This window comes from Streptomyces sp. LaBMicrA B280 (assembly GCF_049222185.1).
Taxonomy (GTDB): Bacteria; Actinomycetota; Actinomycetes; order Streptomycetales; family Streptomycetaceae; genus Streptomyces; species Streptomyces murinus.
Window position 1 is genome coordinate 261,095 of record NZ_JBMJCT010000058.1, and the last position, 18,075, is coordinate 279,169.

Here is an 18,075-nt window from a genome sequence, read left to right on the forward strand (position 1 = left end):
CCGGCGAGATCCACCATGCATGACCTCGGGCTATAGAGTCCAAGACGTGCTGGACATCGAAGCTATTGATGTCATCTATAGTCGTCCTCGTGGCCCTGGAACTGCGTCATCTGCGCTATCTGCTCGCCGTGGCCGAACACGGCAGCTTCACCCGTGCCGCCGAGGAGCTGCACATCTCCCAGCCCACGCTGTCCCAGCAGGTCAGGCAGCTGGAGCGGACCCTCGGCAGCCAGCTGCTCGACCGCACCGGGCGCACCGTGCGCCTCACCGACGCGGGCGAGGCGTACGCCCATCATGCGCGGGGCGCGCTGCACCAGCTGGCCGCCGCCGAGCGCGCCGTCCACGATGTGCGGGACCTGACGCGCGGGCGGCTGCGGCTGGCGGTCACGCCCACGTTCACGGCCTATCTCGTCGGCCCGCTCACCGCCGAGCTGCACGGCCGCCACCCCGGCATCACCCTGACCGTGCGGGAGACCACCCAGGACCGGATCGAAACGGGGCTGCTGGCCGACGAGTTCGACCTCGGGATCGCCTTCCGGGGCACCCATCTGCCGGGCCTCACCGCGACCGACCTGTTCACCGAGACGCTCACCCTGGTCACCGGTGACTCCGGCAACTCCGGTGCCACCGGGGGCAGTTCGGCCGCGCTGCCGGTGCGGGACCTCGCCGAGCGCCAACTCGCGCTGCTCAGCGGCGACTTCGCCACTCGCGGTCATATCGACGCGTATCTGGAGCGGCACGGCGTCAGCCCGCGGATCGCGGTGGAGGCCAACTCCATCCAGGCCCTGACCGAGGTCGTGCAGCGCACCTCCCTGGCCACCGTGCTGCCGGACGCGATCACCCATGACCACCCCCGCCTCGCCCCGGTGCCGCTCGACCCCGCCCTGCCGACCCGCACGGTCACCCTCCTCGCCCGCGCCGACGCCTACCGCAGCGCCGCGGCCCTCGCCTTCACCCGCCTCACCCGGGAACTGGTGCGCAGCCGCGGATACACGGCCCCCGCCCGGGACGGGTCAGCCGAGGGCGCGGTCGAGGTTGAAGGCGGCACTGATCAGTGAGAGATGGGTGAACGCCTGGGGGAAGTTGCCCTGTTGCTCGCCGGTGCGGCCGATCTCCTCGGCGTACAGGCCGAGATGGTTGGCGTAGGTGAGCATCTTCTCGAAGGCGAGCCGGGCCTCGTCCACCCGGCCGGCCCGCACCAGCGCCTCGACGTACCAGAACGAGCAGATGGAGAAGGTGCCCTCGTCGCCGCGCAGCCCGTCGGGGCTGACCAGCGGGTCGTAGCGGTAGACCAGCGAGTCGGAGACGAGTTCCTCGGTGAGGGCGTCCAGGGTGGACAGCCACTTGGGATCGGTGGGGGCGATGAACTTGGCGAGCGGCATCATCAGCACGGAGGCGTCCAGCACATCGCCGTCCTCGTGCTGCACGAAGGCGTGCCGCCGCTCCGACCAGCCCCGGTCCATGATCCGCCGGTAGATCGCGTCCCGGGTCTGCCGCCAGCGCAGCAGCTCGGCGGGCAGCCCGCGCCGGTTGGCGAGCCGGATGGCGCGTTCCACCGCGACCCAGCACATCAGCCGCGAGTACAGGAAGTTCTTGCGGCCGCCCCGGGTCTCCCACACGCCCTCGTCGGGCTGGTCCCAGTGCTCGCAGACCCATTCGACCAGCTGGGTGACGTCGTCCCACTGGGCGCTGGAGATGGGCTGGGCCCATTTGTCGAACAGGTAGACGGAGTCGATCAGGGCGCCGTAGATGTCCAGCTGGAGCTGGTCGGCGGCGGCGTTGCCGACCCGGACCGGGGCCGAGCCCTGGTGGCCCTCCAGATGGGGCAGCTCGCGCTCGGGCAGGTCGGTGCGGCCGTCGATGCCGTACATGATCTGGAGCGGGCCGGAGGCGGCGCCGTCGCCGGGGCTGATGTGGGTGGTGAGGAAGCGCATGAACGCCTCGGCCTCGCCGCTGAAGCCGAGCCGCAGCAGCGCGTACACGGCGAAGGCCGCGTCGCGCACCCAGACGTACCGGTAGTCCCAGTTGCGCTCGCCGCCGAGCTGCTCGGGCAGGCTGGTGGTGGGGGCGGCCACGATGGCCCCGGTGGGGGCGTAGGTGAGCAGCTTGAGGGTGAGGGCGGAGCGGTGCACCATCTCGCGCCAGCGGCCCCGGTAGCGGGACTGCTGGAGCCAGCGCCGCCAGTAGGCGACGGTCGCGTTGAACTCGTGCTCGGCCTCGGCGTGGGCGCAGCCGCGCGGGGCGATGGCGGTGCCGGCCTGGTCGAGGGCGAACACCGCCGTCTCGCCCTCGCCGAGCTTGAACTCGGCGCACGCGTCCCGGCCGTCGCACTCCATGGCCACGGTCGCGGTGAGCGCGAGCGCCAGGTCGGGCGACTCGAACAGCAGGGTGCCGTCCGTGTCGCGGACGGTGTGCGGGGCGGCGCCGTAGTCGAAGCGGGGGGCGACCAGGGCGCGGAAGGGCACCCGGCCGCGCACGCACACCACCCGCCGGATCAGCCGGTGCCGCACCGTCTCGCAGGGCTGCCCGGAATCGGCGGTGACCGGCATGAAGTCCTGCACCTCGCCGACGCCCTCCTCGGTGAAGAAGCGGGTGATCAGCACGTTGGTGTCGGGGAAGTAGAACTGCTTGGTGCGGGCCGGGACGGCGGCGGCCAGCTCGAAGCAGCCGCCGCGCTCGGCGTCCAGGACGGCCGCGAAGACGCTGGGCGAGTCGAAGGACGGCGAGCAGTACCAGTCGATGGTGCCGTTGCTGCCGACCAGGGCGACGCTGCGCAGGTCGCCGATCAGGCCGTGTTCGGCGATGGGCAGGTAGCGGGGGCTCGCGGAGGTGTCCGCGGCGAACGGCGTCTGGCTCATCGGCGGCCTCCCGGTGCGGGTGCGCGAACTCGTCCCGCGATGTCTCCAGCTTAGGAGCGAGTGGGGCGCGGTGGAGTGGGCAGGCGCCGGTCACCCGTCACCGGCGTGTCCTTCCGGATGCAGGGTGCGCCGCGGCGGGCAATGGTGAGAGGGTGCCCCGTTCGGCGGCACCGGCACGGATGCGGTCATCCGGACCGAGGAGGAGGCAACACATGTCGACATCCGCAACTGGAGGGTCCAGGTCGCCCGACGACCACTGCACCCCGGACTCCCTGCTCCACTCGGCTCCCCAGCAGGACGTCACCCCGGAGGACCTGGTGATGGCGGCCGGGCGGGACGTCACCCCGAAGACGCTCGACTGGGCGCGCCGCAAGCTGGAGACGGAGGGTCCGTCGGCGATCGAGAAGCTGCTGCCGTAGGTTTTCCGACCGGGTACCGGCCGAGCGGCGTGCGATCGAGGCTCGGCCGGTAATCCCGACTGCGTTGCTCAGGGGGGTCCGTACGTCGTCAGCCGCGGGGCGCCGGTGGCGTGGCGCGCGGTTCGCCGCGCGCCCCTGGGCCCGGACCACCTGCTGTCGGCTGAGTCGCTCCGGCCATTGCGGCCGGTCCGGTCATTACGGCCGATCCTGCTGGTCCGGTACGACATGCACCGCGGCCTCCTCCGCGCCCGCCGCGCCCCCGTCGATGCCCACGTCCTCGGCGAAGGTGTCCGCTCCCGGGTCCGGGGCCGACAGGCGGCCCGCGCGGGAGTCGCCCGCCTCGGGGTCGAGGGGCTCGCCCTCGCCGCCGGGCAGGTCGCCGATGCCGTCGCCGGCCGGCTCGTCCGGGTCCGGGACCTCCTGGCGGAGCCGCTGGTCCAGGGACTCCCCCGCGCGCTGCTCGGCCGCGGTGGTGCCGTACTTGGTGACGCCGAGGGGCCGCTCGGGCGGCGAGTAGCCCTCGTCCAGCATGTCGTCGTACGAACGTTCGCCGACCGCGTCCTCGGGGTCCACGGGTGCGGCGTCCGCCTGTTCCTCATTGGTCCCGGTGGGCTGGTAGGCATCGTCCCCCAGCGGAGTCTGCGCCTCGCTCATCGTCGCCTCCTTCGGTGTTCGCGGGGTGGTCACGGACCGCGTTTCCCGCAGCCGGGACGTCAACCCCGCGCACGCCGGATTCGGCCGGCGCGACCGGGTCAGTCGGCGGACTGCTCCGCGAGGCCCGAGGTCCACTTCTCCTCGATGCGGCCCGCCTTCCACACCAGCAGCGCGAGCGCCCAGGTGACGAAGAACAGGCCGACGATCACGAAGCCGACCGTGTTGAGGTCGAGCCCGGCGACCCAGTCCCAGAAGAAGCCGTGCAGGTCCATCTTGTCGGCGAGCAGACCGAGGAGTTCGACGGAGCCGATGATCAGGGCGACGGCGACGGACAGGCCGGTGATGGTGAGGTTGTAGTAGACCTTGCGGACCGGCTTGGAGAACGCCCAGCCGTAGGCGAAGTTCATGAACGAGCCGTCGATGGTGTCCAGCAGCGACATCCCGGCCGCGAACAGCACCGGCAGGGTGAGGATCGCGTACCAGGGCAGTCCGGAGGCGGCGCCGGAACCGGCGAGGACCAGCAGGGCGATCTCGGTCGCGGTGTCGAAGCCGAGCCCGAACAGCAGGCCCAGCGGGTACATCTGCCACGGTTTGCTGATCGAGCCGGTCACCCGGCCCAGCAGGCGGTTCATGAAGCCCCGGTTGTTGAGCTGGGTCTCCAGGGCGGCCTCGTCGTAGTGGCCGGTGCGCATCGTGCGGAAGACCTTCCAGATGCCGGCCAGGATGACGAGGTTGATCGCGGCGATGAGGTAGAGGAAGGCGCCGGAGACGGTCGTACCGATGAGGCCGGTGACCTCGTGCAGATGCGAGTTGTCGTTCTCGACCGGTCCGGCCAGGGTCTTCATGCCGAGGGACAGCAGCAGGGCGAGGCCGAAGACGATGCTGGAGTGGCCGAGGGAGAACCAGAAGCCGACGGACAGCGGGCGCTGCCCCGAGCCCATCAGCTTGCGGGTGGTGTTGTCGATGGCCGCGATGTGGTCGGCGTCGAAGGCGTGCCGCATGCCCAGGGTGTAGGCGGTCACGCCGATGCCGATGCCGAACGACTCGGTGCCGACGCTGAAGTGCTGGGGCGCGATGACGCCGACCAGGGTGCCCCAGCCGATGACGTGCAGGGCCAGCACGAAGGCGGCCATCGAGCCGACCCTGACCCACTCCTGGCGCGTCATGGAGCGGCGGACGCGTTGCCAGGCCGACGGCTTGGCGCCGGCCTGGGCGGGGAGGGACGGAGCGGAACCAGGGGCGGCCGTCATCGGGAGGGTCATTCCTAACGTCGTACGGGTGCGGCTGCACAGCGCAGCCTTGTGCCATCATCCCGTACTTGCAACCCATGTGCAGTAAAGGCGACGGCAGGCCTTTCCCATGGTCAGGAAAAGACCATGAACAGGAAAAGGCCGCTCCCCAGGGCGGGGGGAGCGGCAAAGAGGGGCCGGGTGTCCGGTCAGGCGGAGAACATGCCCCGGCCCAGCCAGTCCCTGGTGTCCCGGACGCCCGGCAGGGCGAAGAAGTAGCCGCCGCCGGTCGGGGAGATGTAGTCCACCAGGGGCTCGTCGATCAGCCGGGTCTGCACGGCCTCGAACTGGCGCTTGACGTCCTGCTGGTAGCAGCAGAAGACGAGGCCCATGTCGAGGTTGCCGACGTTGTCCGCACCCCGGTCGTAGTTGTAGCCGCGGCGCAGGATGCGGGAGCTGTCCGATGCCGCGGTGCGCGGGTTGGCGAGCCGGATGTGGGCGTCCATCGGGATGGCGTTGCCGTGCGGGTCCTTGGCGTAGTTCGGGGCGTCGGTCTCCTTGGCGCCGTCCAGCGGGGCGCCGGTGTCCTTGCGGCGGCCGAACATCTTCTCCTGCTCGGTGAGCGAGACCCGGTCCCAGAACTCGACCAGCATCCGGATGATCCGGATCACCTGGTAGCTGCCGCCGGTGGCCCAGGCGGGCTCGCGCTGGCCGTCGCCGACCCAGATCAGCTTGTTCGTCTCCCGGGCGGAGTTGACGTCCGGGTTCGCGATGCCGTCCTTGAAGCCGAGCAGGTTGCGCTGGGCGCCGGTGGGCCGGGGCGCGTTCTGGAAGCCGTCGATGCGCCACTTGACCTGCATCGCGCCGCGGGTGTGCCGGGCGATGTCGCGCAGGGCGTGCAGCACGGTGTCCCTGCTCTGCGCGCAGATCTGGAGGGAGAGGTCGCCGTGGCACTCGGCCGGGTTCGGATTGTCGTTCGGGAAGGTCCGCATGGGGACGAGCCGGGCGGGCCTGGCCTTGGCGAGGCCGTAGCGGTCGTCGAAGAGGGAGCTGCCGACGCCGAGGGTGAGGGTGAGGCCGTCCGCGGGGACCTCGGGGCCGAGGATGCCGTTGTCGGCGGGCGGCGCGCCGACGCCGAGGTCGGCGGGGGTGCCGCCGGAGGTGAGGAAGCGGGCCCGCTCGGTGATGGTCCTCAGCAGCTCGGCGAGGCCGCTCCGGTCGTCGGCTATGACGTCGAAGGAGACGAACGCGGCGGCGGCCGGCTGCGGGGTGACGATCCCGGCCTGGTGGGCGCCGTGGAAGGGCACCTTCGTACGGCCGTCCGGGCCGCTCGGCCGGGCCTGGGCCGTGCCACCGCTCTCGGCGAGCGCGAAGCCGCCGCCGGCCAGGACCGCTCCGGCGGCACCGGCGCCCAGCGCGCCGCGCACGAAGGAGCGGCGGGCGGGGCCGACGGGGCAGGAGGGCGTGTCGGCGGTGGACATGGGCGGGTTCCCTTCGGGGTGCGGGTGCGCGGTGGTCATCAGGCGGACTTCCGGATCTCCAGCAGGTCCGGGATCGGCGCGAGGTCCTCCAGGAGCTGTCCGGTGGCCCCGTCCAGGTGCCGGCGGTCGGCGTCGGAGAGCTTCTCGACGGGGGTCCAGTGGCCGCCCTCGTGCTGTGCGTCCAGCAGCTTCCGCACCCGGTCGATGTCGGTGTCGACGGTCGGCAGCACCTTGGGGGCGCGGCCGGTGAGCAGCGGCTCGAGAACGGTGAGCAGTTCGCGGGTGCCGGCGAGGTTGGCGTCGGCGGTGGCGAGGTTGGTGCCGCTGCCCTCGTCGGTGTCGCCGGTCAGCTCGAACTGGAGGGTGTTCTCCAGGATCTCGTGGGCGCGCAGCGGCAGGTCGCCGGGGTCGAAGTCCTGGCTCGGGAAGGCCTTCCGCAGCCCGGCCACGTCCGAGCTGAGCTGCCGGGCGGGTCCGGTCAGCTCCTTGGCCGAGCCTCCGTGCCACAGGCCGTACTCCAGGCGCAGGAAGCCGCTGAAGTCCTTGTCCCGCTCACCGCCGGGCAGACCGTCGGCGCGGCCGTCGATCTTCTGGTCGAAGTCCTCGAAGGTGCCGTAGGCGGCGCCGAGCGAGGCGTAGGTGCGGTGGGCGGTGAGCCAGTCGGTGCGGGCCTTGGCGAGGTGGCCGCCCTCGATGTCGTGCTGGAGGGCGCGGGTCTGCCCGACGAGGGTGTCCAGGCCCTTGCCGACGTACGCCTTGTACGACTTCAGGGGCGCGGCGAGGTCCTGCTCGGAGACGGGGGCGACCGGCTTCGCGGCGCCGCCGCCGGTGACGGTGACCGCCTTGGAGGTGACGGCCTTGCCGCTCGCGGGGACGCAGCGCCAGGCGTAGGTGCCACCGGCGACGGTGGCGACGAGGTCGCGGGTGGTGCCGGGGGCGAGGCCCTCGATCTCCCCGTAGACGGCGTCGGTGGACGGGTCGACCAGGTAGACCTCGGAGGCCTGGCGGCCGGTGTTGTGCATCTGGAAGGTCTGCCGGCCCGGCTTGGGGGCGGTGAAGCCCTTGCCGCAGTCGGTCTCGGAGACGGCGACGGTCTGGTCACCGGCGGGCTTGGGGCGGCCGAGGGCGACGAAGAGTCCGGCGACGACGGCGGGTACGGCGACCACGGCGGCCGGGACCACCCAGACCGGGCGGCGCCGGGCGGCGGGCTTCGGCGCGGCGGACCCTTCGCCGGACCCGTCGGCGGATACCTGGGCGGATTCCTGGGCGGATTCCTGGGTGGATCCCTGGGTGGCCGGTTCGGGCCTGGGCTCCGGCACGGCCTTGGGCGCGGTGCCGCGTACGCCGCGCACGAACAGGGTCATCACCACGGCGAGGTAGGCGACGTAGGCGACCACCTGGAGCCAGGTCATGGTGGGCATCAGGTTGAAGACGCCCTGGATCAGGGTGCTGTACCAGGAGCCGGCGTCGATGCTGCTCGCGAGGTCGACGGCGTAGGCCGTCCTGCCGGGCAGGACGCCGCCCTCCTGGAGGTCGCGCAGGCCGTAGCCGAGGACCCCGGCGGCGATGACGATCAGGACGACGCCGGTCGCGGTGAAGAACTTCGTCAGGTTGATCTTCAGGACCCTGCGGTACAGGCCCCAGCACAGCCCCGCCGCGAGGACCAGGCCGATGGCGGCGCCGGTCAGCGGGCCCGCGGACTCACCGGCCGCCTGGGCGGTGGTCCACAGGAACAGGGCGGTCTCCAGGCCCTCGCGGCCGACGGCCAGGAAGGAGGTGAGGATCAGCATGCCGGAGCCCATGGCGAGAGCGCCGGTGACCTTCTGCTTCAGCTCGCTGGAGAGGTTGCGGGCCGAGCGGCGCATCCAGAACACCATGGCGGTGACGAACGCGACGGCGATCACGCTGAGGACGCCGCCGAAGGCCTCCTGGGCGGTCTGCGGCATGGACGCGGCGGTGAAGGTGAGGACCGCGCCGAAGCTCAGCGCGACGGCGATCGCGGCCAGTACACCGGTCCACACCTGCGGCAGCCGTGAGCGGGCCTCGGCGCGCACCAGGGTGGCGACCAGGATGGAGACGATGAGTCCGGCTTCGAGTCCCTCCCTCAATCCGATCAGGAAACTCGGAAACGCGTCGTCCCACATGCCTTGCGGCCCTCCCGGAAAACTAAGCGAAGGCATGCCTTACCTTCGCGGACCATGATGACTACACCTTCGTAGACAACCGGTCACGATCCGGCAATCCCCAGGCAAAGTCCGGGAAGGATCCCCTGTCCATGTCCGCCGGTCGCCCGGCGAACGTCTACAAATGTGTAGTCACATGTTGTCGAAGCAAGTCGAAGGAAAGGGTGTGCGGCCGTGGCCACTCCCCCACATCTGGCGTCACAGCTCGCGGTCAATGTGCTCGACGCCCACTCGTTGCTGGCCGCCTTCGGCGTGTTCGGCGTCGGCGTGGTGCTCTTCGCGGAGACCGGCCTGCTGATCGGGTTCTTCCTGCCCGGGGACTCGCTGCTGTTCACGGCGGGCCTGCTGTGCACCGGCACGGCCGACCGCGGGCTGCGCCTCTCGCTCGGCCCGCTGCTGGTCGCGGCGGCGCTCGGCGCCCTGGCGGGCTCCCAGTGCGGGTTCCTGATCGGGCGCAAGGCGGGCGGCGCGCTGCTGGCCCGCACCCGCTCGGCGAAACTGCGCGAGGGCGCGCACCGCGCGGAGGAGCTGCTGGACCGGTACGGCCACGCGAAGGCGATCGTGCTGGCCCGCTTCGTGCCGGTGGTGCGGACGGTGCTGAACCCGATGGCGGGCGCGCTCGGCGTACCGGCCCGCACCTTCGCCCTGTGGCAGGTGGTCGGCGGCCTGCTCTGGAGCCTCGGTCTCACGCTCGGCGGGTACGCGCTCGGGTCCTCGATCCCGAATGTCGACAAGTACCTGCTGCCGCTGATCGCGCTGATCGTCCTGGTCTCGCTGATCCCGCTCGCGGCGGAGGTGCTGCGCTCGCGCAGGGCGGCGAAGGAGACACCGTGACGGGCCCGGCGGCGCGCGGGCCGGTGCGTCGGACAGCGCGCGGGGCGATGCGTCGGACAGCGCGCGGGCCGGTGCGTCGAACGGAATGCGGGCCGACGCTTCGAACGAGATACGGGCCGACGCTTCGAACGGCGGGGGCGTCCCCGGCGTGGCCTCCGCCGGCGTCGTGAGCCGCCGGAGGGCCGCGGCCGTCGTCGGTCTCGGCGTCTGCGCCTGGTCCGCGTTCGCGGCGCTGACCCTGATCGTGGTCTCCCGGCACGGCGCCCCGCTCCCCCCGGACCGCGCCCTGCTCGCCTGGTCCCTCGGGCACCGGCCGCCGGTCGCGCTCGCCGCGGCGCGCGGACTGACCGACACGGGCACGGGCGCGGTGCCGTACGCCCTGGTGATCGCGGCCGGTCTGATCGCGGGCCGGACAGCCCGGCAGCGGTGCGCCGCCGCCCTCATGGGCCTGCTCTGCCTGGGCCTCGGGCAGGCGGTGCGGTACGGCGTGATGGACCTGGTCGGCCGGGTCCGGCCCCCGTACGGGGACTGGGCGGCGCTCGCCTCCGGCTGGTCGTACCCCTCCGGGCACACCACCACCTCGGCCCTGACGGCCGGACTGCTGATCACGGCTCTGTGGCTGCGCGCCCCGCGCGGCCGGGGCCCGCTGACGCTCCTGGCCGCCTGCTGGGGCGCGGGGGTCGGGCTGACCCGGATCTTCCTCGGGGTGCACTGGTTCACCGATGTACTGGGCGGCTGGCTGTTCGCGGCGGGCTGGCTCGCCCTGCTGCTCACGGCGGCGGCCCGGTGGCCGCCCGCCGACTTCAGGGACCGGGACCGGGGTAGATACTAAGGCAGCTTTATAAGTTAGCCTTAGCATATGAGTGATGATCTGGACCCCGAGGCGGTCGCCTCGGCCCTGCTCGCGAGCATCGGCGTGCTGGTGCGCCGGGTCCGCCAGGTGCCGGTCGAGGGCGGGCTGACGCTCCCGGAGCGCGGCGCGCTGGCGCAGCTGGACCGCTCGGGCCCCACCACCTCGTCGGCGCTGGCCCGGGACGCGCAGATCACCGCGCAGTCCATGGGGGCGACGCTCGGCGCGCTCCAGGCCAGGGGCCTGGTCGAGCGCCGCCGGGATCCGGCGGACGGCAGGCGCGTGGTGCTGTCGGTGACCGACGCCGGGCGGCAGGCACTGCGGGACAAGCGCAACGCGCGGGCCGAGCTCATCGCGGGCGCCCTGACCGGCGGCGCGTTCACGCCCGCGGAACTGGAGCGGCTCGCGGCCACCGCCCCGCTGCTGCGACGGCTGGCCCAGAGCATCTGACGCCGCCACGCCCCCGCGCCGACGAACCCTCGAGGAAGCAGGCCGATGACGGATTCCCCCCGGGCGCACGCCCCGCGCCGCTCCCCCGGTGACCGGTACAAGTGGACGGCGCTGACGAACACGACCGCCGCGGTCTTCATGTCCGCGCTGGACGGCTCCATCGTGCTGATCGCCCTGCCGGCCGTCTTCCGCGGTGTGCACCTGGATCCGCTGGCCCCGGGCAACATCGCCTACCTGCTGTGGATGATCATGGGGTACCGGCTGGTCCAGGCCGTCCTGGTGGTCACGGTGGGCCGGCTCGGGGACATGTACGGACGGGTCCGGATCTACAACTGCGGCTTCGCGGTGTTCACCTTCGCCTCGGTCCTGCTGTCCTTCGATCCCTTCGACGGCGGCCACGGGGCGATGTGGCTGATCGCCTGGCGGGTGGTGCAGGCCGTGGGCGGTTCGATGCTGACCGCGAACTCGGCGGCGATCCTGACCGACGCCTTCCCCGAGGAGCAGCGCGGTTTCGCCCTGGGCGTCAATCAGGTGGCGGCGCTGGCCGGGATGTTCATCGGCCTGGTCGCCGGGGGTCTGCTGTCGGCGTGGGACTGGCGGGCGGTGTTCTGGGTGAACGTGCCCGTCGGCGTGTTCTTCACGCTGTGGGCCTACCGCACCCTGCGCGAGACCGGCAGGCGCGACGGCGGCCGGATCGACTGGTGGGGCAACATCACCTTCGCGGTGGGCCTCAGCGCGGTCCTGATCGCGGTCACCTTCGGCCTCCAGCCCTACGGCGGGCACACCATGGGCTGGACGAACCCCTTCGTCGACGTGCTGATAGCCGGCGGTCTCGCGCTGCTGGCCGCGTTCGTCGTGATCGAGAACCGCACCGCCGCGCCGATGATCCAGCTGAGCCTGTTCCGCCGCCGCGCCTTCACCTTCGGCAATCTGGCGGGCCTGGCCATCTCGATCGGGCGCGGCGGGATGCAGTTCGTGCTGATCATCTGGCTCCAGGGCATCTGGCTGCCGCTGCACGGCTACGACTACGGCGACACGCCCCTGTTGGCCGGCGTCTTCATGCTGCCGCTGACCGCGGGCTTCCTCGCGGCGGGCCCGGTGTCCGGCCATCTGTCCGACCGGCTCGGCTCCCGGGGCCTGGCCACCGGTGGCGCGGTGCTGTTCGGCGCCAGCTTCCTCGGACTGATGCTCCTGCCGATCGACTTCGGCTACGGGGTGTTCGCGGTACTGATCGCGGTCAACGGGATCGCCAGCGGCATGTTCGCCTCCCCCAACTCCTCCGCGATCATGGGCAGTGTGCCCGCCGAGCTGCGGGGCGTCGCCTCGGGTATGCGCGCCACCTTCCAGAACTCCGGCACCGCCGTCTCGATCGGCGTGTTCTTCTCCCTGATGATCGCCGGTCTGGCGAGCCGCCTCCCGCACACCCTCACCGCGGGCCTGCGCCAGCAGGGCGTGCCCGCCCACGTCGCCGCCCAGGTCGGCGGTCTGCCCCCGGTCTCCTCGCTGTTCGCCGCCCAGCTGGGCGTCAACCCGGTCCGGCATCTGCTGGAGCCCAGCGGCGCCCTGGCCCGGCTGACCCCGGCCCAGCAACAGGCCCTGACCGGGCGGGAGTTCTTCCCGAACCTGATCTCCGGGCCCTTCCACTCCGGCCTGGTGATCGTGTTCGCCTTCGGCGCCACCCTCGCCTTCCTCGCCGCGATCGCCTCCCTGCTGCGCGGCGCCCACACCCCCGCCGGGGCGCCGAAACCGCGCGCGGCCGACGGCGCCACCGCGCGTCCGGACCGGCGCACCAGCGCCTGAGACACCACCCGGCCGGGTGGCTTCGCAGCACGGCCGGGCCCCACACCACGGACACCCGCGGCCCCGCACCACGGACACCCACAGGAGAAGCAACCACCATGGCACTGACCACGATCGACCCGGCGTGCGCACTCGTCGTGATCGATCTCCAGAAGGGCATCGTCTCCGCCCGCCCCGACGCCCGGGTGACCGCCGCCGTCGAGCGATCGGCGCACCTGGCGGACGAGTTCCGGCGGCACGGCCTGCCGGTGGTCCTCGTCAACGTCACCGGCCGCGCGCCGGGTCGTACGGACGCCGTACGGTCCCGGGACACCGGCCGGTCCGGGGGCGGGGCCGAGCGTTCGGCCGACTGGGCCGAGCCGGTGGACGAACTCGGCGTCCGGCCGGGCGATCATCTGATCACCAAGCGGCGGCGCAGCGCGTTCCACGACACCGGGCTCGACACCCTGCTGCGGGACCTGGGCGTCACCCAGGTCGTGCTCACCGGCGTCTCGACCAGTTCGGGCGTGGAGTCGACGGCGCGCTCGGCCGCCGACCACGGCTACCACGTGGTCCTGGCCACCGACGCCATGACCGACCCGGACGCCGAGGCCCACCGCCACTGCGTCGAACGCGTCTTCCCCAAGCTCGGCGAGACCGCCACCGCCACCGAGGTCGTCACGATGCTGGAGGCGACGCGATGAGCCTTGTGGGCCGGCTTCTGAGGAACCGCAGGGCGGGCGAGACCCACGGGGCGTGGCACATGCCCCATCTCCAGGGTCCCGAGCCGCTGACGCTCACCAGCCGGGACTTCGGCGACGGTGATCCCCTGCCGCTTCAGCAGTGCGCGAAGACCATCGGCGGCGCCGACCTCTCCCCCCACCTGGCCTGGACGGCGCCCCCGAGCGGTACCGCCCAACTCCTGCTGGTGATCGAGGACATCGACGTGCCGATGGCCAAACCCGCCGTGCACTGCCTCGCCCTGATCGACCCGGCGGCCGAGCGACTCGCCCCCGGCGCCCTCGGGGCCCGGCAACCGGCGCCCGGCGTACGGCTGTTGCGCTCCACCGTCGGCCGCGGCTACCACGGCCCGGCCCCGATCAAGGGCCACGGCCCCCACCGCTACACCTTCCAGCTGTTCGCCCTGGCCACCCCCGTGGACCTGCCGCGGCCGGAACGGGCCCGCCCCCGCGCCCTCCTCGCCGCCGTCACCGCGCCGGTCCTCGCCCGCGGCCGGCTGACCGGCGTCTACGAGCGCTGACCCGGTCCGTCCGTGCTCCAGGAAGGCGCGCGGCGGTTCGGGCGAGCCGTCGCCCGTGGCCTTCTCGGCGAGCGGTCCCGCGCCTCGTCCGCCGGGGTTCAGGGCGCCACGTGCGGGCCGTCCGGGCGGGTGTCGCGCTGGCGGACCATCTCGCGGCTCAGCTCCTCGGTCTCGGCCTCCGGCAGCCGTTCGTAGCCGTCCTCGGTGATGAAGGAGAGGATCGGGAAGATACGGCGGTTGAGGTCGGGGCCACCGGTGGCCGAGTCGTCGTCGGCGGCGTCGTACAGCGCGTGCAGCGCGGCGAGGGCGGCCTCGCGGCGGGTGAGGCCGGGCCGGTAGAGCTTCTTGAGCGCGCCCCGGGCGTACGGCGAGCCGGAGCCCTCGGCGTGGAACTCCCGCTTCTCGTACAGGCCGCCCGCCGCGTCGTAGGCGAAGATGCGGCCGCCCTCGCCGGTGGGCGCGCCGAGGTCGTACCCGGCGAGCAGGGGGACGACGGCGAGGCCCTGCATGGCCTGGGCGAGGTTCTGCCGGATCATGGTCGCGAGGCGGGTCGCCTTCGCGCCCAGCGTCATCGGGATGCCCTCGATCTTCTCGAAGTGGGCCAGTTCGACCTGGTAGAGCCGCACCATGTCGAGGGCGAGTCCGACGGTACCGGCGAAGGCGACGGCCGTGTGGTCGTCGGCCGGGTGGACCTTCTCCAGGTCCCGCTGGGCGATCAGGTTGCCCATGGTGGCCCGGCGGTCCCCGGCGAGCAGCACACCCTCGCCGTAGGTGAGCGCGAGCACCGTGGTGCCGTGCGGGAAGCTGTCCGGGGCCGCGCTGGTGCCGGGCGGCAGCGGGGACGCGGTGGGCAGCAGCCGCGGGCGGTGGGCGGCCAGGAACTCGGCGAAGGACGAGCTTCCCGGCGTGAAGAACGCCTCGTCCATCAGCCCGGCGGTGTCGTTCCCCGTCATCTGCTTCCCCTCCATAGACACGCGGTATCACCCGTCTCCTACCTGACGCGGCCGAGCCGGAAACCCTTCCCCGTGCCCCGGCGTGTAGTACAGCCGTCGGCTTTCGGCCGCGACCCACGGCCAATCGCGGGCGTACGGCGGCGGTTTCGCCCCCGCCGGTACGAGGGTGGCCGTCGGAACGCGCCGGGCCCTGCGCGCGAGGGCGTCCGCCGTCGTGTCGGCGTTGGGGCCGGAGGTCGCGGCCGAGGAGCAGCCCGCGTAGAAGGCGACGGGCAGGGCGTCCTCGCCGGTGACCAGGCAGGGGGCGCGCACACCGAGGCGGTGCAGGGTGGCGGCGGTGCGCGACCAGGCGCGGTGGCCGCCCGCGGCGATGTCCGCCGTGCGCACGAGGACGGTCAGTTGGGCGCCGAGGTGGACGGCGAACGCCAGGCAGAGCGCGCCCGCGACCACCGGGCGCCAGGGCCGGGGCGGGGCGCTCGCCAGGCGGAGCAGCGCGGCGGCGACGGGCGGGGCGAGCAGGGCGTAGGCGGGCAGCAGGAAGCGGGGCGCCGCGTAGCCGATGAGGAACAGGTACGGGAAGGCGGCCGACGCCGCGCACGCCAGCGGCAGCGCGGTGGCCGCCGTACGTCCGGCGCGGACCGCGCACAGCAGGGCGAGCGCGGCCAGCGGGGGCAGCGCGCACCACCAGAAGGTGACGAGCGGGCCGGGCAGCGCACCCGCGCAGGGGCGGCACAGGGTGCGTCCGCCGAGGCTGCGCAGCTGGTCGACGACGGCGAGGTGCCAGCCCAGGCCGCCCTGGATCGCCGAGCCTTCGGACAGCCGGTGCAGCAGGCCGCCGTAGCGTACGTACGCCTCGATCACCCACTCGGCGAGACCGGCCGCGAGCCCGGCGAGCAGCACGGACAGCCGCCGCCGGTGCCGGTGCCGCAGGCCGAGGGCGAGCAGCGGCAGGACGACCCACACCGCGTCCATGGGCCGCATCCAGCCCATCAGCGCGGCGCCCGCGGCGAGGCCCCCGAGCGCGGCCCGGTCGACAGGGCGTGCGCCGGCGCGCAGATACGAGCCGACCGTCACCAGTGCGCCCATCGCGACCCAGTAGTTGGGCATGGCCTGGGGGCCGTAGAAGAGGGTCACCCACAGGGAGGCGAGGAGGGCGGCGGCGAGGGCGAGGACGCGGGGCGGGAACAGGCCGCGCCAGGTCCGCAGCGCCAGGTACAGGGCGAGGCCGGAGAGGGCGGCGAGGTAGCAGCGCAGCAGGACCGTCGAGGACGACCACGCGGCGACCGGCGCGACGAGCAGGGAGATGCCGCGGGCCCGGGGCGCGCTGAAGTAGGCGGCCGGGGCGCGGACGCCGACCTGGCTGACGTACACCGCCTCGTCCCAGCCGAGGCCCGTGCCGGGCCGGACCAGGAGCAGTTGGGCGAGGGTGAAGGCGGCGGCGACGGCCGCGAGCGGGAGGGCGGCCCGGGGGCTCCGGGCGCCGTCGGAGGGCGGCCGGGAGCGGGTGGACCGCGTCCCGGTGAGTACGGCGTCGGCGCTGCCGGTCATCATCCTCCCCTTCGCCCCGAACCGGGCGGAACCGGAAAGGACCACCCCACCACAGAGTGGCCGGAGATCTCCGGCGAACCCGCCGCCCGCCCCGGTGTCCGGGAAGGCGGTACGGCCCGCGGGCGCCGCCACTACGCGCTGTAAGGTTGGAACATGGCTGGCACAGGGTCCCGGGGCAGGGCGGAACGGCGCAGCGCCGGGGAGCTGGAGAGCGAGGTGCTGGCCGCCCTCTGGGCCACCGACCGGCCGCTCACCCCGGCGGAGATCCAGACCGAGATCGGCGGCGGCCTCGCGTACAACACGGTGCACACCATTCTCAAACGCCTGTACGACAAGGGGCTGGTGCTGCGTGACGCGGACGGGCGGCGCGGCGCGTACCGTCCGGCGAAGAACGCGGCCGAGCTGACCGCCGAGGCCATGCACCAGGCCCTGGACCGGGGCCCGGACCCGATCGCCGCGCTCCAGCAGTTCGTGACCGGTCTGAGCCGCGAGGAGGAGCGGGCGCTGCGCGCGCTGCTCGCCGAGGGCGACGCGTAGGCGGACGGTTCCTCGCAGCCGGGCCCACGCACCGGGCCGCGCACGAAGGCTCCGTACAAGGTTCGGCACAAGGTTTCGGCACAAGGTTTCGGCACACGCGGTTCCGCGCACGACGTCCACGACATGAGGTCTCGCGCATGAGATTCGATGTGTACAGCCCGCTGGTGCTGTCGTTGCTGCTCGCCGCCGGGGGCCCGCTGACCGGCCGGTACGTCGCGCCCGCGGCGGCTGCCCGGGTGCTGGCCGCGGCCGCCGTGGTGACCGCCGGGGCCACCACCTGGTCGCTGGTGCTGCTCGGCGCGGCGCTGCTCGGGGACGTGCCGCCGGTGGTACGGGACGGTGGTGCGGCGGCCGATCCGGTGCCGGTGGTGATCGGTCTCGCCGCGTGTCTGGCGCTGGTGGTCGTCGGCGTGCGGCTGCACCGTGCCGTACGGGCCGAGCGGCGCACCCGCCGGGCGCTGCGGCGGCTGTGCGCGGGGCAACCGGCGGACACCGAGCTGATCGTGGCCGCCTCGGCGGTGCCGCGGGCGTGCGCGGTCCCCGGGCGGCCGGGCCGGATCCTGGTCACCTCGGCGATGCTGGGCGCGCTCGGGCCCGCGGAGCGGCGGGCGCTGCTCGCGCACGAGCGGGCCCATCTCGCCCATCGGCACGACGTCCTGGTGACGGCGGCCACCCTCGCGGCGGCGGCCGATCCGCTGCTGTGCCCGGTGCGTTCGGCCGTCGTCTACCTGGTGGAGCGGTGGGCCGACGAGCGGGCGGCGGCCGCGGTCGGCGACCGTCGTACCACCGCCCACGCGCTGGCGCGGGCCGCGCTCACGGCGCAGCGGGGCGGTGCGGTGTGCGCGCTGCACTTCGCCGACCGCGCCGTCACCCGCCGTATCGCCGCCCTCCAGGCCGTCCCGCAGCCCAGCCTCGGGTCCGCGGCGCTGGCCGTGGTCGCCCTGAGCACCCTGCCGCCGCTGCTGGCGGCGGACGCCACGCGCGACCTCTTCCGGCTGCTGACGGGCGCGCCGCTCTGAGCGGACCGGGGCCTCCCCGG

17 protein-coding genes are annotated in these 18,075 nt (G+C 73.2%); 10 read left to right on the plus strand and 7 right to left on the minus strand.

The features are described from left to right. Nucleotides 1-89: 89 nt before the first annotated feature. Nucleotides 90-1,058 (plus strand): transcriptional regulator CynR, encoded by a 969-nt coding sequence (gene cynR, locus ACLF5H_RS32695; RefSeq protein ID WP_421679682.1) that lies wholly within the window; start codon nt 90-92, stop codon nt 1,056-1,058. Here cynR and ACLF5H_RS32700 read toward each other — a convergent pair. Continuing rightward, on the minus strand, nt 1,014-2,858 hold the full coding sequence (locus tag ACLF5H_RS32700; protein ID WP_421679629.1) for a glycoside hydrolase family 15 protein: 1,845 nt from the start codon (nt 2,856-2,858) through the stop codon (nt 1,014-1,016). The genes cynR and ACLF5H_RS32700 overlap by 45 nt on opposite strands. A gap of 212 nt (nt 2,859-3,070) precedes the next feature. On the opposite strand from ACLF5H_RS32700, the gene ACLF5H_RS32705 reads away from it, so the two are divergent. After that, nucleotides 3,071-3,277, plus strand: coding sequence for a hypothetical protein (locus tag ACLF5H_RS32705; protein WP_037652629.1), 207 nt, complete (start codon nt 3,071-3,073; stop codon nt 3,275-3,277). Between the two features lie 195 nt (nt 3,278-3,472). Here ACLF5H_RS32705 and ACLF5H_RS32710 read toward each other — a convergent pair whose 3' ends face one another. The 4 genes from ACLF5H_RS32710 to efeU all read right to left on the minus strand — a co-directional run bounded on the left by ACLF5H_RS32710 (nt 3,473) and on the right by efeU (nt 8,785). After that, entirely contained in the window at nt 3,473-3,931 is a 459-nt protein-coding gene (locus tag ACLF5H_RS32710; protein ID WP_421679630.1) for a DUF5709 domain-containing protein, read from the minus strand. 98 nt (nt 3,932-4,029) lie between these two features. Then, entirely contained in the window at nt 4,030-5,181 is a 1,152-nt protein-coding gene (locus tag ACLF5H_RS32715; RefSeq protein ID WP_421679683.1) for a HoxN/HupN/NixA family nickel/cobalt transporter, read from the minus strand. Between the two features lie 188 nt (nt 5,182-5,369). Then, nucleotides 5,370-6,641 (minus strand): iron uptake transporter deferrochelatase/peroxidase subunit, encoded by a 1,272-nt coding sequence (gene efeB / locus ACLF5H_RS32720; RefSeq protein WP_421679631.1) that lies wholly within the window; start codon nt 6,639-6,641, stop codon nt 5,370-5,372. 38 nt (nt 6,642-6,679) lie between these two features. Then, nucleotides 6,680-8,785, minus strand: coding sequence for an iron uptake transporter permease EfeU (efeU, locus tag ACLF5H_RS32725; protein WP_421679632.1), 2,106 nt, complete (start codon nt 8,783-8,785; stop codon nt 6,680-6,682). 213 nt (nt 8,786-8,998) lie between these two features. On the opposite strand from efeU, the gene ACLF5H_RS32730 reads away from it, so the two are divergent. The 6 genes from ACLF5H_RS32730 (at nt 8,999) to ACLF5H_RS32755 (ending at nt 13,998) form a co-directional block, all read left to right on the plus strand. Next, complete coding sequence (locus ACLF5H_RS32730) at nt 8,999-9,658, plus strand: DedA family protein (protein ID WP_421679633.1); 660 nt, start codon at nt 8,999-9,001, stop codon at nt 9,656-9,658. Between the two features lie 166 nt (nt 9,659-9,824). Continuing rightward, nucleotides 9,825-10,490: a phosphatase PAP2 family protein gene (locus ACLF5H_RS32735; RefSeq protein WP_421679634.1), complete on the plus strand. Its 666-nt coding sequence runs from the start codon at nt 9,825-9,827 to the stop codon at nt 10,488-10,490. A 27-nt stretch (nt 10,491-10,517) separates the two neighbouring features. Next, a complete protein-coding gene (locus ACLF5H_RS32740; RefSeq protein WP_421679635.1) occupies nt 10,518-10,958 on the plus strand; it encodes a MarR family winged helix-turn-helix transcriptional regulator in 441 nt (146 codons plus the stop codon). 45 nt (nt 10,959-11,003) lie between these two features. Continuing rightward, on the plus strand, nt 11,004-12,758 hold the full coding sequence (locus tag ACLF5H_RS32745) for an MFS transporter (RefSeq protein WP_421679636.1): 1,755 nt from the start codon (nt 11,004-11,006) through the stop codon (nt 12,756-12,758). A 98-nt stretch (nt 12,759-12,856) separates the two neighbouring features. Continuing rightward, nucleotides 12,857-13,441 (plus strand): isochorismatase family cysteine hydrolase, encoded by a 585-nt coding sequence (locus ACLF5H_RS32750; protein ID WP_421679637.1) that lies wholly within the window; start codon nt 12,857-12,859, stop codon nt 13,439-13,441. 59 nt (nt 13,442-13,500) lie between these two features. Next, a complete protein-coding gene (locus tag ACLF5H_RS32755; RefSeq protein WP_421679638.1) occupies nt 13,501-13,998 on the plus strand; it encodes a YbhB/YbcL family Raf kinase inhibitor-like protein in 498 nt (165 codons plus the stop codon). A 98-nt stretch (nt 13,999-14,096) separates the two neighbouring features. Here ACLF5H_RS32755 and prcB read toward each other — a convergent pair whose 3' ends face one another. Then, nucleotides 14,097-14,951 (minus strand): proteasome subunit beta, encoded by an 855-nt coding sequence (gene prcB / locus ACLF5H_RS32760; RefSeq protein WP_421679639.1) that lies wholly within the window; start codon nt 14,949-14,951, stop codon nt 14,097-14,099. A 27-nt stretch (nt 14,952-14,978) separates the two neighbouring features. Beyond that, on the minus strand, nt 14,979-16,499 hold the full coding sequence (locus ACLF5H_RS32765) for a hypothetical protein (protein ID WP_421679640.1): 1,521 nt from the start codon (nt 16,497-16,499) through the stop codon (nt 14,979-14,981). A gap of 153 nt (nt 16,500-16,652) precedes the next feature. Here ACLF5H_RS32765 and ACLF5H_RS32770 point away from each other — a divergent pair, with 153 nt between their 5' ends. After that, nucleotides 16,653-17,036 (plus strand): BlaI/MecI/CopY family transcriptional regulator, encoded by a 384-nt coding sequence (locus ACLF5H_RS32770; RefSeq protein ID WP_085568146.1) that lies wholly within the window; start codon nt 16,653-16,655, stop codon nt 17,034-17,036. A gap of 137 nt (nt 17,037-17,173) precedes the next feature. Continuing rightward, nucleotides 17,174-18,055: a M56 family metallopeptidase gene (locus tag ACLF5H_RS32775; protein ID WP_421679641.1), complete on the plus strand. Its 882-nt coding sequence runs from the start codon at nt 17,174-17,176 to the stop codon at nt 18,053-18,055. Nucleotides 18,056-18,075: the final 20 nt, after the last annotated feature.